Raw genomic sequence first — 17,172 nt, 5'->3', positions numbered from 1 at the left:
TAGATAAGCATAGAGGTCTTATCGAACTACTACGTTAGCAGCTTGTGGACCTTTTTGGCCTTGCTCAACTTCGAAGCTAACTTCTTGGCCTTCTTTCAACGTTTTGAAACCATCAGAAGCAATTGAACGGAAGTGTACGAAAACGTCTTTGCCGCCAGCTTCTGGAGTGATGAAACCAAAACCTTTTTCTTCGTTGAACCACTTAACTGTACCGTTTACAGAATTAGACATAATAAAAACCTTTTAAAAAAATTGATGTAATGGTGGAAACCACCGAATAGCTATAGACATCTCCAAGCTAGTAAAGCAGTTGTATATCTATATAAAACTTCAATTTGAAAGATTTAAAAAAGAGGTACAGCGCAGTAATAGGTAAAGCAAATAACATATCTAGAGCGAAGCGAAAGGTACAGGTTATTGTGAGTAATGTCTACTAGTTTTCAGTTTATTTTTTAACCAAAACGCTACTTTTTTACAAAACTTTTTTTGAGAAGCTGAATACCTATGTTTGTTCAAGGCTGTTGAAAGCTAAGTTAACCTTATTTTTTTCATTAAGGTTTAAATTATGACAGACGCTTATCCATCAGCAGGTAAAACAGCCATCGTTACCGGAGGCGGAAAAGGGCCAGGTAAAACTATCGCTCACTTTCTGCTTGAAGCAGGGATGAACGTGGCCATATGCGGGCGCACTGGAAATACTATCAAGCAGAAACAGAGAAAGTGGACGATGGCCTGATTCAAAATGAAGACTTAGCCAACATGGTGGTGTACCTGTTGAGCCAACCTCACCGTCTTAAAATTGATCATATCGGCCTAATAGGTTTAACTAGAATTGTAAATCTGTCTTAAAGCGTTAACATTTCCTTATTATCATAAGCGCGTGTCGTTTGCGTTTACTTATGAAAGTACTTTATGAATTTAGAAGTACAGAAAAGTAACGGCCAACACGCAATCACAACGCAGTGAGCCATCAAGTTTTTTCGATGGCTCGAAAAGGAATCTGTTATGCGAATGCTTCACACTATGCTTCGAGTTGAAAACTTAGAGGCTTCACTTCATTTTTATACTTCACTGATGGGCATGCGCCTTCTTCGCCAGTCTGAAAACAAAGAGTATGAATACACGCTTGCTTTCGTGGGATATGGCGATGAAACCGAGACTACCGTTTTAGAGCTTACCTATAACTGGGGCGACAACACCTACGATAAAGGTAACGCGTATGGTCATATCGCTATTGAAGTCGACGACATCTATCAGTTTTGTGAAAACTTAGAAACAAACGGCGCTGATGTTTATCGTAAACCGGGGCCAGTAAAAGGCGGTTCCACAGTTATTGCTTTTGTTCGCGATCCCGATGGGTATGCAATAGAACTCATACAAAACAAATCCATCTCATTATGAGATGGGTTAAAAGCAAGAACTGAAATTGCAGCCAAGATAGTCAAAGCGATTTGAATGTTTAAGTCGCCAAACTATCACCTTAAAAAGATACGGCACTGAAAAAACCGATAAAAAACACATGGAGTGACACGACATGCTACGTAATCGCTTATTATTTTTACAGAATGATAAAAACAAAAAACAAGCTATAACAGCGATAAGCCGGAAGTCTCAAGCAGCACACAATACAAACTTGTGCGCCAAACCAAAAGCAAGACTAGCAGCTATTCTGCCTGCGTTGGTTGTCACTTTTACCGGTGCAGCTGCCATTGGCAGTGCGTTTTCAGCCATTGCTGCAAATAACGAGAGTGCGCAAACCCGTACTTATACAAAAGAAGGTGTTGAAACGCACTTTACTGTAATAGCCCATCGCGGTGCATCGGGCTATTTACCTGAGCATACTCTCGAAGCGGCTACCCTCGCCTTTTCCCTGCGCCCAGACTTTATTGAGCAAGATGTTGTTATCACCAAAGACGACATCCCGGTGGTGCTACACGACATTCACTTAGAAACCGTTACCAACGTAGAAGATGTGTTTCCTGCTCGCCACCGAGATGATGGACGTTTTTACGCCCGAGACTTTACCCTTGAAGAACTGCGACAACTGCGAGTACACGAGCGCGCTAACAGTGACGGGAAGCAAGTTTTTAAAGATAGGTACCGCGGCACGCATGCTAATTTTAAAGTGGCCACGTTAAATGAACACTTTGAGCTAATCAGCGAGCTAAATCGCCAATTTGGTACGTCAGTGGGGGTTTACCCTGAAGTAAAGTCGCCTGCCTTTCATATTAAAGAAGGCATTGATGCCAGTAAAATCGTTGTAGATGCTTTAAATGCTTACGGGTTTGGTGGCGAGAGCGGCAATAGCTATCTGCAATGCTTCGATTTTAACGAAGTTAAGCGCATTCGTGAAACCCTGGGCTATAAAGGCAAAATTGTGATGCTGATTGGCGAAAACGACTGGGGCGAAAGCGACACTGATTATGACTGGCTGCGCACTCAGGAAGGTATGCAGCAGGTTGCGTTGTATGCCGATGGCATAGGCCCTTGGTTAGGCCACTTACTCGATAATGAAGCGATGGCGCAAGGAAAAATAGAAGCCGCCACATGGATTAATTACGCCCACGAAAATAACCTGACAATCCACCCTTACACTTATCGTCATGATGCGTTACCGGCGGGTATGAGTTCACAACAAGTCTTGGACGTATTACACAACGTCGTCGATGCTGACGGGGTTTTCACCGACCATTTAGTGCCTGTGCTAACGTGGCGAGACAAACAAAACTAAGATAAGTAGTAACGGGGTTGAGGCGCTTTAATGAGCGCCTAAGATTTTGACAGTCGTACCACCACGCGTCTATTTTGGGCGCGGCTTTCTCGCGTATCGTTTGGCGCAATATGGCGTTTCTCACCGTGACCTGTTAACTGAATTCTATCTTCAGGTACACCTAGCGTAGTCAAATAACTTTTTACCTCGTTGGCCCGCCGAATAGACAACTGTTCGTTATTGTAACGGCCGCCGTAACTATCGGTGTAACCATCCAGAAGCACAAGTTCAAGCTCGCTGTCTTCTTTCAAGTATTCACCAATCATGGTTAAACGCTTCTGTGAGTATTTTGTCAGTTCTGTGCTGTTGTTCTGATAAGACAATACCGTATAGGCAATGTCATCAAAACTAAACGGCAATAAATTCGATACACACTTCACAAATTCACGATACACACCAGAGAAGTTGCTAGCATTTAATGCCACACTCACTTGGTCATATTTGTTATACCAGTCTTGATAGTAGATTGTAGGCCAAAACCCTTTCTCTAATTCAGACAGCATGGTCCAAGCAGCATCTTGTGGTAAGTCGCCGTTGTACTGTTTGCGAATAGACATGTCCGCTATCGTTTTTGGCGCAACCCCTGGCATCCATTTAGGCGGTACAGAATAAACGGCGGCCACATCAAACTTGTTAGGCAGCAAATGCATATCCAGCTCAAATTCCATATTTAGCTGCTTCGATGCTGTGCTTGTGAACATAGCTTCGCCATAACCGGGCAATTCGTGATTAAGAGTACACTGAAGACGGGTGTCGCTATCAATACGCCAGTTGGAACTTTCTATGGTTGCAGAATATTGCCGCATGGCAGCATGGGAAGACAATGACCCCACCATCCCCAATAAAGCGATATATTTTAATTTCGATACCATTTCGACACCATAACGAAAGACAAACTAATACGGATAAAGGCTATGAATACGCAGTAAATCTATGTGCTTGATAAATCAAGTTTACACGCAGGACCACAAAGTGCATGCCCTAATTTATTCACGCTTATTAAGAATATCGTCCAAATTGTAGAAAAGTTTAGCGTTTAATACCACTCGCGTTCTGTACCATTGCTATGTATCTGATTTATCGATTACAAATTGAAACTGGCAACTCAGAGGTATCCTTGCGATAATTCTTGTACGCAATATGTTTCGTAGGTTGGTAAGCGTCAACGCTGCCAGCTATTTTACGCAATCCAGTATTACAAGAGTGTTTATGTCTGCCAACCCGCCCCTTCTTTCCCAGCGCTTTCGAGGTTACTTTCCCGTTGTTATCGACGTTGAAACAGCCGGATTTAATGCAGGCACTGACGCCCTGTTAGAATTAGCAGCGGTAACAGTTAAGATGGATGAAGACGGTATACTTCATCCTGATCAAACCTTTCACTATCACATCGACCCGTTTGAGGGCTCAAATTTAGAGCCCGCTGCGCTTGAATTTAACGGTATCGATCCTAATTGCGCACTGCGTGGAGCGATTGAAGAAAGTGATGCCATGAAAGATTTATGTAAAGGCATTCGCAAGGCGCAAAAAAATGCAGACTGTCAACGTTCAGTTATTGTTGCTCACAATGCAACGTTCGATCAGAGTTTCGTCAATGCCGCGATAGAACGCTGCAATATAAAGCGTACGCCATTCCACCCGTTCGTTTCATTTGATACCACCAGTCTTGCGGGCCTAGCCCTTGGCCAGACCGTTTTGGTGAAGGCATGTCGTGCTGCAGGGATTGCATTTGATCAAAATGAGGCGCACAGTGCGCTGTATGACGCGCAGAAAACGACTGAGCTATTTTGCTATATGGTAAATCGTTATAAAGCCTTGGGAGGCTGGCCTGTTGAGAATCAAGAATAGCTATTGCGAAATCGAATCATAAACAAGAACAGCGCCAAAGGGCGCTGTTTTTTTAATCTTCGAACAGGTTAGCTTATAGCTTGTCTGCTTCTTCAGATAGGTACTTAGCAACACCTTCAGGTGATGCATCCATGCCCGCTTTACCTTCAGTCCAACCCGCTGGGCAAACTTCGCCATGGTCTTGGTGGAACGCTAGCGCGTCTACCATGCGAAGCATTTCATCAACGTTACGGCCAAGTGGAAGGTCGTTAATTACCTGGTGACGCACCATGCCTTCTTCGTCGATTAGGAATGAACCGCGGAATGCTACGCCATCTTCTGGGTGCTCTACATCGTATGCTTGGCAGATGTCGTGCTTAACGTCAGCCACAAGAGTGTATTTAACCGGACCGATACCGCCTTGATTTACTGGCGTATTTCTCCACGCATTGTGTGAGAACTGAGAGTCGATAGACACACCAATTACTTCAACGCCACGCTTTTTGAACTCGTCAAAACGCTTATCAAAAGCAATAAGCTCTGACGGGCATACAAAAGTAAAATCTAGTGGATAAAAGAAAACTACGGCTTTTTTGCCTTTGATTGCTTCGCTTAGCGTGAATGAATCTACAATTTCACCGCTACCAAGTACCGCAGCTGCAGTAAAATCAGGCGCTGGACGGCCAACTAATACACTCATGAGTCTCTCCATTTATATTTGGATTGTAATAATAGAAGCGATTACGTTGCGTAACCACTTTGGTAAGAAATTTCTTTCGAACAAAATAGGTACGAATGTAAAAATAACAATATTAAACAACGCGTTTTTTTACTCATCCTACCATCACTGATTTAGCATCACTCACTTTGCTCATTCTTTCCTCTAATACCTTGTATTAAATTTGTCATTATCCGCTTGCCAAAGTAAAGAATAACAATTATTATCATTTACAGATTCATTTGGAGTACGTTTAATGTTTGTTTGTATGTGCTATGGGGTAACTGATAAAAGCATTCGTGCTGCCGTTGAAAAAAACGGCGTGGGGAATATGCGAGAGTTACGTCAACATTTAGAGCTTGGCTCACAATGCGGTAAGTGCATAAACATGGCGCAACAAATCATTGACCAAACCATCATCGACGAATCACTATTTAAAGATGTAGGCTAGTTATCACTATACTGCTTTTTCTTACTAGTCAGTTACATATCTTTTAACCTGCTTGCAATACCTATCGTACTACTCTGCTTCACTTCTAAGTTAATGTCTTCATAGCGGTTCGTTATTTAAAAGTATATTCAATGCCCGCGTAATAAAATGCGCCATTGATACCACCAGGTGACGTTGGCGGGTAGAGTGCCCCAACCTCCCCCATATATGGGTTTTCATCTGGTAACGCATCAAACAAATTCTGTGCTCCCAATGTAAGCTGGACGTCAGGTAATAGTTTCCAAGCCAATTGAGCGTCGAACGTCGTCAGTGCACTACCATAGATATCAAGGCCTGCAGATGCATCTAAATGGTCTTCGTAAAACTTTCCGTAGTAATTCAATCGCCAAGTAAATGCCCACGCGTCTTTTGACTGCTCAAGCGTAACGCTACCTCGGTGAGCAGGCAGGTTATCCTCTAACATGCGTATTCGAGCCGAAGTAAGATTAGGTTGATACTGTATCTCGCCATCGACTAAAGCCGGATAAAGAGTAACCCGTTCAACTTGCGTGTCTGTCCAGTTATAGGCCACAAGCAAAGCATTTGACCAATCATTTAAAGCAAAATTGTAATTAACAACGAAATCGACACCCTGAGTTTTTGTGTCAAAGTCATTCGTAAAGTATTTAGCTGAATTGTATCTCGCTGCATCGGGGCGGCCTTGAGCAATTAGCGCGTTTACGTCGTCATCGGTTAAAGGAATAGCAGACGTTGTACTAATGCGATCGGAAAGACGGATATTAAAGTAATCAAGGGTGGCAAAGAAATTCTCACTAACTTGCATGACCACACCTAAACTAAAGTTAGCAGATTCTTCAGGAGTCAGTGGCGTGGCACCTAACTGCAGCGATATGAGGTCTGTGGGTGGCAAGGTTGCTTGATCTTCCAAGCCGTTAAGGCCGTAAGCAGTGGTCACATTGATAACGTTGCTTTGCCCGACGGTCGGTGCTTTAAAGCCTGAGTTCACCGAGCCTCGCAATGCAAACGTGTCATTAATTTTGTAACGGGTACTTAGCTTTCCATCAAATGTTGACCCAAAATCACTAAAATGCTCTACCCGTGCCGCTACACCAAATTGCCATGAATCGGAAACGTAAAATTCCAGATCTGCATACATTGCCCAATTACTGCGACTCCAGTGCCCGGCAGATTGCGGCTGATAACCAGGAAAGCCATTTGAGCCAATTGAAAAGCCCTGGCTTAAACCTATCGGCGGCTCTAAAGCAAAAGGCCCGGCAATGTACGAAGCTTCATCTCCAGCTTTTTGAAAATACGTTTCCTTTCGCCACTCTACACCAACTGCAATGCTAACAGGGTCGTCGAAGATGGTTTGAATGAGTTTCGTAAAATCCAGATTAAGTGTTCGCTCTACTTGCGATACCCCACCCGGTGAAAAGGTCGTTGGCGATTGCGGCCCCAGAGAAGGATTAACCGTATTTGAGATGACGTACTCTATATCGCTGTAACCCAGGGCTGCACTGATGTCCATTGCCCAACCACCAGAAAGTTCTTGTTTTACGCCCATGGCTATAGAGGCATCAGTTATTGTGCCACCAAATCGAGGCGTAAAGCCGCCTGGGAACCACTCATTAAAAGCAAAGCAATTTGCGCCAAGCTCTGTCGAATTATCAGCGATAAGTTGGTAGTTTGCATTGTCTAATACATTGTCATTCGATAGCGTAATTGAAGGGCACGCTATGCCGTTATCTAATCCGTCTAAATCGGCAACGATAAGACGGCGTTCCCCCGTATTTGGGTTCGTTCGGCTAAATACCCCTTCGCGGGTTTGAGGATTTCGAAAGTAAAACCCCCCGTTTATTTCCCTTCTCGCGGCAGTTGCAAAGCTATAAAACTGTGACGTTGACGAAAGGTCTGCCCCGGTATTAAGCGCCAGCTTAATATCTTCGTTAACATCAAGTGCTCCCCAAACCTGAGAAGGGGAAGCTATAAAACTATTTCCTTGGTCAATCAACGCTTGGGCATCATTACGCTGCACAGAGCGCGACGTGCCATTTTGCTGCCGATACTCTGCCGTCGCATTTAAAAAACCATGTTCGCCTAACGCAAAGCCCTTATTTAGTTGTATTTGAAACAGTTCACCATCACCTTCGCTGAACCCACCAACTTTTAACGCTGCGCTGCCACCTTCACGGGCATCATTAAGTACAAAGTTGATAACGCCCGCAATAGCGTCTGAGCCATATTGCGCTGAAGCACCATCTCGAAGCACCTCAACTTGCTTCAAAGCATACGCAGGAATTACCGAGATGTCGGGGCCTTGTGCACCGTCAGATAAACCGCCCCCCAAGAACGTAATAACGGCTGAACGATGGCGTCGCTTTCCATTTAACAGTAGCAACGTGTGATCTGAAGACATGCCCCTTAGATTTGCAGGCCTTACCAAGCTGCTAGCGTCATTAATGGGCTGGTCGTTCACATTGAGTGAAGGAACCATAGCACTCAACATAGACAGCACATCACTATTACCTTGTGAACTCAGCGCTTGTGCATCTATGACATCAAGGGGAACCGGCGAATCGACGGCGCTTCGTGGCGCATTACGAGTACCCACTACAGCAATTTTTTCAAGTCCATTAGCTTGCTCTTCTACCGGCTGCTCTTCATTTTCGTACTTGTCGTTCTTTGCTGTTAACGACGCGCGCGAACGAATACTCAACGCCCCACTTTCGTCGGTTACTACCGCTAATTCCGTTCCTTCTAGAAGTTGCGCCAATGCTTCATTCAACGTAAAGGTGCCGCTGACTGCATTAGTGGTGACTTTTTTCGCGAGGTCAAATGGAAACAGTAACGTGGTGTTAGCTTGCTTTGCCAGTTCCGTTAGCGCTTCGTTAGCGTTTTGGGCTGGAATTGAAAAACTAAACGCATTGGGCACAGTTGCCGATGTTTTTTCAGAGGGTAAACGGTTTTCGTCTTGCGCAGAGAGTGACGGGGTTGCTGACAGACATAAGCATACACCGGAAGCTATATGCAAAGGTGAACCAATCGAAAAGATTGAAGGTTTCCAGATTTTTTTTTGCGAACGACAACCAGCCAAACACGCAAGGGCATGCAGCTTCTCTATTGCCTTTTTCGTTTGCCTGCTTATCGCAAAATTGCTGTAGTGCAAGATAAAAAATCGATGTGCTTATTATTTTAATTATAGTGTCACATTAAATAAATTGATGCCAACAGGGAATAACCAATAACATCTAACTTTCAGAAATATTTAACTTTTCGCCAGCTTAAGCTCAATGCTGGTTTCAGTGACCTTCTCGTATTTAATATTAAAACTGCTTTCCAGTGCCGATAGCAAACCGTTTATATCGCCCACTTTAAAATAGCCAGCCACTCTTCGCTTTCGCAAACTATCGTCAGAGATATGGAAGCGTACGGGTGTGTATCGCCCAATTTCAGCAAGCACCGATTCCAAAGGTTCACCTTTGAAAACAATCATACCTTGCTGCCATGCTAGATCATCATCAATTTCATTTTGTGACATGCTCTCACGGGCTTCTACTTTACCCAGAACGGTGGCTTTCTCCCCAGCAAACATCAATAGCCCCTCTTCAGCAACGGGGCGCTTTCCAAACAGGGAGTCATTAGAAGACGATGCTTTGAAGCGGTCTTTAACTAACACTTTGCCATCGGTAACAACAAGTTCGAATGCGTTGTCATCAACATACTGCATATTGAACGCTGTACCCACCGCGGTAACCGTATTATTTCCCGCAGTAACAGAGAAGGGCCGCGTTTTATCGTGAGCGACTTCAAAGTGAGCTTCGCCTTTCAAAAGAACAATGTTACGCGCCGTCGATGTAAAGTCTATGGTTACCGTAGAGTTAGTATTCAAGTGAAGCTTTGAACCATCCGCAAGCGTTACATTTTTCTGTTCACCCACGCCGGTTTGTACTTTTTGGCTTACAGCGGCAAATTCAGGTGTATTGTCTAGCCATGTACGCTGAACAATAACCCCAACAGCAATTGCCATCACTAAAAATGTAGCAGCGATGCTCCATACTGCAGCCTTCGGCAGGCTTTGCTTTTTAGCCGTATTGCGAGCTGTCGGTTGCGGAAACAAGCCGCTTAGTTCATTTAGCACCGACATATCGTCCCACAAGCTGGCAACATCAAGTAATGCTTGGCGATGCGCATTGCTCTCTGACAACCACCCGTCTAGCTCTACTTTTTCGTCACTTTTTAAACCGCGGTCGAGACGGCTTATCCAAAGGCATGCTTGCTCTTGGATATCTTCTTTGCTTGAAAACTGGCGAATATTGTTCATGTTAACTACTGCTTATGTCCTGAGTCGCGGTAGCAGTGCCACGGGGGGATGCACTGTCTTTTGAAAGCTCAGCTAAATATCTAGAGCACATCATTAAACCTTTGGCGACATGCTTTTCTACGGTGCTTTCGCTTAGCCCCACAAGCTCTGCAATCTCTCTTTGTCGCATGCCATATACTTTTTTAAGTAAAAATACGCGTTTAACATCAGCAGACAGTGTGTCTGTCGCTCGGCAAAAATGAATAAAGCGTTCTTTACTCTCTACATTCTTTTCTAAACTGTGCCCGACAAGTTCGTAAGGCAAAATATCCATGTCATCCAGCTGCTGCTTGTTTTTATTTTCTGCTTTTGCAACATGGTTTAGCGCTAAATTACGCGCTGTTTTGAGCATGTACGTACGCTCGTATTGTATTTCTTGTTTTAGTTCTGCTTCGTAGCTCTTTATAAAGGCTTCTTGCACAATATCTTCAATGTCGTCGGCGCCAACAATAGAACCTACCGCACGCATTAACTTGGCGCGGTATTTTAAGAAGGTTTCAGCTACTGTCGACTTTCTTGTCATAATAATAAGAGTTGTGTGTTTCGAATTGCTTACAATGGCATCAATAATGCCTGTTTATTCCTAACTTTTCACGCAAATGATGTTCAATATTCAAAATAAAAGGGGAGCTAACGCTCCCCTCCACGTTGAAACATTTGTGAAAGTTGTTTTCGCTAAGCTTAGCGATTAAAAAGTGTAAACACCTCTTAGATAATAGAAGCCACCGTTAATGCCGATAGGCGAGGTAGTTGGGTACAACGAACCTGCGATACCTGCATACTGTGTATTCTCATCTGGGTATTCATCAAAGGCGTTTTTCGCGCCTACCGTTACAGTAAACTCCTCAGTGAAGTTATAAGCCACTTCTAAGTCCACAGTAAATTCTGAACCCACTTTTTCAATAGGTAGTGCAGAATCTAAGTGATCTTCAAAGATGCTACCGTAATAGTTCAAACGTGCAAGGAAGCGCCAGTCACCGTTAGTGTGATTTGCTGTTGCACTGTAGCGCACTGCCGGAAGGTTATCTTCTAGCATGCGAATACGGAACTCAGAAATATTATCTGAAGCGCGATCTACCTCTGTAGATGTCCAGTTGTAGGCTAGTGAGAATTTAGTTTCACCACCCATCATCTCCATCGAGTAGTTAGCAACTACATCAAGACCTTCAGTAGTCGTATCAAAGTCATTCGTGAAGAAACTAATTTCAGAGAAACTAGATGCATCATTAATGCCTTGCGCTAGTAACGTCGCAATATCTTCTTCTGTTAACGCAATACCAGACGCTGTACTGATACGGTCTGTCAATTCAATGTTGTAGTAGTCGGCAGTAATGAATAGACCATTTTCAAAGTCTGCTACCACACCAAATGTGATGCTCTCTGACTCTTCTGGCGTTAACTGCTCACCGCCTTTAAGTTGAGATACAGGATCTGTTGGAGGTAGCGTTGCACGGTCAATTAGCTCACCGCCCGTACCAAACGCAGTTGTTACGTTACGTACATTACTTTGACCCAGCGTAGGTGCTTTAAAGCCCGTTGAGAACGCACCACGGAACGCAATGTTCTCTAGCGCTTGCCAACGGAAAGCAATCTTACCTTTGGTTGTATTACCGAAATCAGAGAAATCTTCGTAACGTAGCGCACCGGCTAGCATAAAGTTTTCAGTGATGTAGGCTTCTGCGTCGATGTAAAGCGCGATGTTGTTGCGGGACACACGACCTTGGCTATTGGCCGCCAAGCCAGGGAAACCATTTGAGCCAATGCCAAAGCCTTGTGTCGCCAGCGGACCTATTTCATAAGAGGCAGTATCACCTGCAAAGCTCTCATAACTTTCGTTGCGGTATTGGAAGCCAGTCGCTACAAATAGCGGCTCATACAAACCAACATCGAAAGGTTTTGTAAAATCAATATCAAGAGTTTGCTCAGATTGGGTATAACGACCTGGGCTAAACTCGAACGGCGTTTCTGGGCCTAAAGATGGGTTAATTGTATTGCTAATAGAAAAATCAACTTCGTTTTGGCCAAGGTTTAAACTTACGTCATAGGTAATATCATTGGCTAATTCGCCTTTGGTACCAAAAACAAGAGACATGTCGGTTACCGTACCGCCAAAGCGAGGTGTGAAACCGCCCGGAAGAATCTCGTTAAACGCGAAGCAATCAGGATTGTTTAACACCTGATTGATATAGGTAGGGTTTTCAAGAACGTTGTCACCAACCACTATATCTGTTGGGCAGTTACCTGACATGTCGCCTGTTAAATCACCAACCAGAAGTAGCTGCTCACCGTCTTCATTTGTACCACCGTCGTTTACACCACCACGATTGTGCGGATTACGGAAGTAGAAGCCACCTTCAACTTCACGCTCGGCAAAGTTACCAAATATATAAGCTTCTGACGTTGCAGAAAGCTCAAGACCTGCGTTAGCGAAAAGCTTGATGTCATGCTTAATTTCAGGCGAACCCCAAATTTGTGCAGGATCTGCCACAAAGGTATTACCTGCCGCAATAAGCGCCGCTGCATCGTCACGCTGAACGCTGCGAGAAGTATCATCAGCAGTACGGTATTCGGCTGAAAGGTTGATGAACCCCTTATCAGAAAGTGGTAGGCCTACATTACCCGACAGCTGAATCATGTCGCCATCGCCTTCGTAATAAGAGCCGTAACGGGCTTCGAATGAACCGCCTTCCGACGCATCATTAAGTACGAAGTTAATAACCCCTGCAATGGCATCAGAACCGTATTGCGCTGCTGCACCATCACGAAGTACTTCCACCTGCTTAAGTGCCGCTGCTGGGATAACCGAAATATCAGGACCTTGCGCACCGTCTGATAGACCGCCACCTAGGAAAGTGATTACCGCAGAACGGTGGCGACGCTTACCGTTTACAAGTACTAGAGTATGGTCAGATGCCATACCGCGAAGGTTGGCAGGACGCACAAGCGTTGAAGCATCGTTGATGGGCTGGTCGTTTACGTTAAAAGACGGAACAACGGTTTGCATCATAGATACCATATCAGTGGCACCCTGCTGCTTAAACTCTTCGTCAGAGATAATATCAATTGGAACTGCTGAGTCAGCCACCGAGCGAGGTGCTGCACGCGAACCAACTACCGCAATTTGTTCATAATCTTCAGCTTTTGCACTTTCTTCAGCTTCTTGTGCGTAGACAGGTGCTGTAGCCATTACTGAAAACGCGGCTGATGCAGCTAATACGCCACGCACGTTTTTAGTCAATAAAGACAAGGTTGTATTCATGGTGATTTCCCGGAGTTTCTCTAGAACACTTCTAGCGTTTTTTACACATAAAAAAGTGAACTGAGAGGTTGTTATTTTGTACCTTCAACACTGACTCATCTGCGGTCAGATGATGTTTTTATAGAACGCAAGATATTAAAAAACAAACCTTTTTCGATAAAATAAAAATATTTTTTCAAGCCATAGAGGATTTTAATTTCTGACCTGTCTATATAACTTTTACGGGAAAATAAGTGTGGGAATTTTGGCAGCTTTTAATAAAAAAAGCTGACTTAAAGCCAGCTTTTTAATCGATATTTAAAATATCAGCAAGAGTAGAAAAATTTAAAGATTTACTCTTCTTCTTTGTACTTTTCAGCAGTTTCTTTGATAAGCGGCTGAAGTTCGTTTTGTTGGAACATTTCAATAATAATATCGCAACCGCCAACAAGTTCGCCTTCCACCCATAGCTGTGGGAATGTTGGCCAATTCGCGTACTTAGGCAGTTCAGCACGAATATCAGGGTTTTGAAGAATATCTACATAAGCAAATGGTTCGCCACATGACATCAACGCTTGTGATGCTTGTGAAGAAAAGCCACAGCTAGGTAGTTTAGGAGAACCTTTCATGTACAACAAAATTGGGTTTTCTTCGATTTGTTGCTTGATTCTGTCTAGCGTTGATTGATTTTCAGTATTATCCATTTGATTCCTCTGAGCACAAAAGTGTATTCCCAGTAAGATGGGAATGCATGAATGATTTATCAAGGCAAAGAGTACCATAAAATTGCCTTTAATAACTCATCACTGAATTGATCTTTTCATTCGCTATATCGCTATGTACCTGTATAACAACATGCTTTATATTTTCACAAAATAGTTTTTGAAAAAAAATTCACAATTTTGTCATTGAGTTATAGGACTTTATCCCCATATCTGGGATATGCTTTAGCGTCTAAAGTGATATAGTCAGGTAAGCGTTGACTGGCACTTATTGAACAGGCGAAGATAAGTGTGCTTTAGACTACAATACTAAACCAACATGGAGACCGTCATGGCTTTTGAACTACCAGCATTACCATACGAACAAAATGCACTAGAACCACATATTTCTGCTGAAACGCTTGAATACCACTATGGCAAGCACCACGCTACTTATGTAACTAAGCTTAACGGCCTAGTTGAAGGTACTGACATGGAAAACAAAAGCCTAGAAGAAATTATCAAATCTTCTGAAGGCGGTGTTTTCAATAACGCAGCACAAGTTTGGAACCACACGTTCTACTGGCACTGCCTAAGTCCAAACGGCGGCGGTGAGCCAACTGGCGCACTAGCTGACGCGATTAACGCAAAATGGGGCTCATTCGCAGACTTCCAAGCTGCGTTTAACGACAAAGCAGTTAACAACTTTGGCTCTAGCTGGACATGGTTAGTTAAAACTGCTGATGGCAGCCTAGACATTGTTAACACTAGCAATGCTGAAACACCTATATCTGGCGACGACTTAACGCCAGTACTTACTGTTGACCTTTGGGAGCACGCTTACTACATCGATTATCGTAACGCGCGTCCTAAGTACCTAGAAAACTTCTGGGCATTAGTTAACTGGGAATTCGCAAGCAGCAATTTTGCATAAGCGAACCCCTTAAAAGCTGTGTGCCTATTGTGCACGACAGTTTTTGCCTTTGTGATTTAAAAAGCCCCGCTTTCGAGCGGGGCTTTTGTTTGTGCGAAAATGTTCATCTAGAGACACTAAATTCTTATAAAAGTTGCATTTTTTATTAGACGAAAAGATTAAAAACTATACACAATAATTACTATCCTTTTCCAAAATACCGACTAAGCTGAAAATACGGGGTTCCGTATTTAAGGGGTATTCATGGGTATTTTTGAACACTATCAAAGTCGCTATGAAGAGCGAAAACAGGAAGAGTTCACCATTGGGGAGTTCCTTGAAATTTGTAAAGAGGATCAAACCGCTTATGCAAATGCAGCAGAACGTTTGCTACAAGCTATTGGTGAGCCTGAATTAATCGACACTGCTAACGACCCGGCGCTTAGCCGCATTTTTTCAAACCGCGTTATTTCTCGTTATCCAGCTTTTTCAGAATTCTATGGCATGGAAGAGGCCATAGAGCAAATCGTTTCTTACCTTAAACACGCCGCACAAGGTCTTGAAGAGAAGAAACAAATTCTCTATTTACTCGGCCCGGTAGGTGGCGGTAAATCTTCTCTGGCGGAAAGGCTTAAAGAGCTGATGCAGCATGTACCGATTTACATGCTAAAAGGCTCACCGGTTAACGACCATCCGTTCTGTCTGTTTGACGTTAAAGAAGACGGTGATATTTTACAAAAAGAGTATGGCATTCCTAAGCGCTACTTAAAAACTATCATGTCTCCTTGGGCGCGCAAGCGTCTGCATGAATTCAATGGCGATATTACCCAATTTAAGGTGGTTCGGGTTTATCCTTCGGTGCTTGATCAAATGGGCATTGCGAAAACCGAACCCGGTGATGAGAACAACCAAGATATTTCATCGCTTGTGGGTAAAGTAGATATTCGCCGCTTAGAGCAGTATGCACAAAACGACCCTGACGCTTACAGCTATTCAGGCTCACTGTGTAAGGCCAATCAGGGCTTAATGGAATTTGTAGAGATGTTTAAAGCACCGATTAAAGTGCTGCATCCACTACTAACCGCTACACAAGAGGGCAACTACAACCCAACAGAAGGCTTCTCTGCCCTTCCCTTCGATGGACTTATACTTGCACACTCAAACGAATCTGAGTGGCAATCGTTTAGGAACAACAAAAATAACGAAGCCTTTCTAGACCGCGTGTATATTGTAAAAGTACCGTATTGTTTGCGTGTTCGTGAAGAAATCAAAATCTACAAAAAGCTGCTGGACAGCAGCGAGCTTAACGGCGCGCCTTGTGCACCTGACACGCTGGAATGTTTAGCGCAGTTTACTGTGTTATCGCGCTTAAAAGAGCCGGAGAACTCCAGTCTGTTTTCTAAAATGCGAGTGTATGATGGCGAAAGCCTAAAGGACACCGACCCTAAAGCCAAGTCGTATCAAGAATACCGAGACTACGCCGGTGTTGACGAAGGCATGGAAGGGTTATCCACCCGGTTCGCATTTAAGATTCTCTCTAGGGTTTTCAATTTCGATCATCAAGAAGTGGCGGCAAATCCGGTTCACTTGTTTTATGTACTGGAGCGTCAAATTGAACGGGAGCAATTCCCACAAGAAACTGCTGATAAGTATTTGGAATTCTTGAAGGGCTACCTTATCCCTCGCTATGTTGAGTTCATTGGTAAAGAAATTCAAACGGCTTATCTAGAATCGTATTCAGAGTATGGGCAGAACCTGTTTGACCGCTATGTGACCTATGCTGATTTCTGGATCCAAGACCAAGAGTATCGCGACCCAGAAACCGGACAGCTGTTCGACAGAGCGTCACTGAATGCTGAGTTAGAAAAGACAGAGAAGCCTGCTGGAATAAGCAACCCGAAAGACTTCCGTAACGAAATCGTTAACTTTGTCTTGAGAGCCCGTGCGAATAACGGCGGTAAAAACCCAGCATGGACCAGTTACGAAAAACTTCGCACCGTGATTGAGAAGAAAATGTTTTCCAACACGGAAGACTTATTGCCGGTTATTTCGTTTAACACCAAAGGCTCTGCAGAAGAACAGAAAAAGCACGACGACTTTGTAAACCGTATGACCGAGAAAGGCTATACGCAAAAGCAAGTTCGGTTGCTTTGTGAATGGTACCTGCGCGTACGTAAAGCGTCCTAACGCCTTTACG

15 protein-coding genes are annotated in these 17,172 nt (G+C 43.8%); 7 read left to right on the top strand and 8 right to left on the bottom strand.

Annotated features, from left to right (window positions below; all coding sequences use genetic code 11):
- Positions 1 to 18: 18 nt before the first annotated feature.
- A complete protein-coding gene (gene cspE, locus E5672_RS03080) occupies positions 19 to 231 on the bottom strand; it encodes a transcription antiterminator/RNA stability regulator CspE (protein WP_014948776.1) in 213 nt (70 codons plus the stop codon).
- A 334-nt stretch (positions 232 to 565) separates the two neighbouring features.
- Between cspE and E5672_RS19970 the strand changes: the two genes are divergently transcribed.
- From E5672_RS19970 to glpQ, 3 genes are all read left to right on the top strand, one after another.
- Positions 566 to 736, top strand: a complete 171-nt coding sequence (locus E5672_RS19970; protein ID WP_240692140.1) for an SDR family NAD(P)-dependent oxidoreductase — start codon at positions 566 to 568, stop codon at positions 734 to 736.
- Between the two features lie 269 nt (positions 737 to 1,005).
- On the top strand, positions 1,006 to 1,401 hold the full coding sequence (gene gloA / locus E5672_RS03070; RefSeq protein ID WP_136780867.1) for a lactoylglutathione lyase: 396 nt from the start codon (positions 1,006 to 1,008) through the stop codon (positions 1,399 to 1,401).
- Between the two features lie 133 nt (positions 1,402 to 1,534).
- Positions 1,535 to 2,731 carry a glycerophosphodiester phosphodiesterase gene (gene glpQ / locus E5672_RS03065; RefSeq protein WP_136780866.1) on the top strand — a complete coding sequence of 399 codons (1,197 nt, stop codon included), beginning with the start codon at positions 1,535 to 1,537 and terminating at the stop codon, positions 2,729 to 2,731.
- Between the two features lie 38 nt (positions 2,732 to 2,769).
- Here the strand turns inward: glpQ and E5672_RS03060 are convergent, their stop codons facing one another.
- Positions 2,770 to 3,642 (bottom strand): flagellar protein MotY, encoded by an 873-nt coding sequence (locus E5672_RS03060; protein WP_136780865.1) that lies wholly within the window; start codon positions 3,640 to 3,642, stop codon positions 2,770 to 2,772.
- A 337-nt stretch (positions 3,643 to 3,979) separates the two neighbouring features.
- On the opposite strand from E5672_RS03060, the gene rnt reads away from it, so the two are divergent.
- Entirely contained in the window at positions 3,980 to 4,615 is a 636-nt protein-coding gene (gene rnt / locus E5672_RS03055; protein WP_136780864.1) for a ribonuclease T, read from the top strand.
- A gap of 73 nt (positions 4,616 to 4,688) precedes the next feature.
- Here the strand turns inward: rnt and E5672_RS03050 are convergent, their stop codons facing one another.
- On the bottom strand, positions 4,689 to 5,294 hold the full coding sequence (locus tag E5672_RS03050) for a peroxiredoxin (protein WP_136780863.1): 606 nt from the start codon (positions 5,292 to 5,294) through the stop codon (positions 4,689 to 4,691).
- A 274-nt stretch (positions 5,295 to 5,568) separates the two neighbouring features.
- Between E5672_RS03050 and E5672_RS03045 the strand changes: the two genes are divergently transcribed.
- Positions 5,569 to 5,763 (top strand): bacterioferritin-associated ferredoxin, encoded by a 195-nt coding sequence (locus E5672_RS03045; protein WP_136780862.1) that lies wholly within the window; start codon positions 5,569 to 5,571, stop codon positions 5,761 to 5,763.
- A gap of 112 nt (positions 5,764 to 5,875) precedes the next feature.
- On the opposite strand, the gene E5672_RS03040 is transcribed toward E5672_RS03045, so the two are convergent.
- From E5672_RS03040 to E5672_RS03020, 5 genes are all read right to left on the bottom strand, one after another.
- Positions 5,876 to 8,695, bottom strand: a complete 2,820-nt coding sequence (locus E5672_RS03040) for a TonB-dependent receptor domain-containing protein (protein WP_420809567.1) — start codon at positions 8,693 to 8,695, stop codon at positions 5,876 to 5,878.
- Between the two features lie 333 nt (positions 8,696 to 9,028).
- On the bottom strand, positions 9,029 to 10,084 hold the full coding sequence (locus E5672_RS03035) for a FecR family protein (RefSeq protein WP_136780860.1): 1,056 nt from the start codon (positions 10,082 to 10,084) through the stop codon (positions 9,029 to 9,031).
- A gap of 1 nt (position 10,085) precedes the next feature.
- On the bottom strand, positions 10,086 to 10,646 hold the full coding sequence (locus tag E5672_RS03030) for an RNA polymerase sigma factor (protein ID WP_240692138.1): 561 nt from the start codon (positions 10,644 to 10,646) through the stop codon (positions 10,086 to 10,088).
- A gap of 165 nt (positions 10,647 to 10,811) precedes the next feature.
- Complete coding sequence (locus tag E5672_RS03025; protein ID WP_136780858.1) at positions 10,812 to 13,382, bottom strand: TonB-dependent receptor plug domain-containing protein; 2,571 nt, start codon at positions 13,380 to 13,382, stop codon at positions 10,812 to 10,814.
- A gap of 332 nt (positions 13,383 to 13,714) precedes the next feature.
- Positions 13,715 to 14,065: a Grx4 family monothiol glutaredoxin gene (locus E5672_RS03020; protein WP_136780857.1), complete on the bottom strand. Its 351-nt coding sequence runs from the start codon at positions 14,063 to 14,065 to the stop codon at positions 13,715 to 13,717.
- A gap of 349 nt (positions 14,066 to 14,414) precedes the next feature.
- Here E5672_RS03020 and sodB point away from each other — a divergent pair, with 349 nt between their 5' ends.
- Both sodB and E5672_RS03010 read left to right on the top strand, forming a co-directional pair.
- Positions 14,415 to 14,996: a superoxide dismutase [Fe] gene (gene sodB / locus E5672_RS03015; protein WP_136780856.1), complete on the top strand. Its 582-nt coding sequence runs from the start codon at positions 14,415 to 14,417 to the stop codon at positions 14,994 to 14,996.
- 243 nt (positions 14,997 to 15,239) lie between these two features.
- A complete protein-coding gene (locus E5672_RS03010) occupies positions 15,240 to 17,162 on the top strand; it encodes a PrkA family serine protein kinase (protein WP_136780855.1) in 1,923 nt (640 codons plus the stop codon).
- Positions 17,163 to 17,172 lie beyond the last annotated feature (10 nt).

It is taken from the genome of Alteromonas portus, assembly GCF_005117025.1.
GTDB classification, from domain to species: domain Bacteria; phylum Pseudomonadota; class Gammaproteobacteria; order Enterobacterales; family Alteromonadaceae; genus Alteromonas; species Alteromonas portus.
Note: the sequence above shows the minus strand (reverse complement) of the source record. Positions and strands in the feature narration are given on the sequence as shown.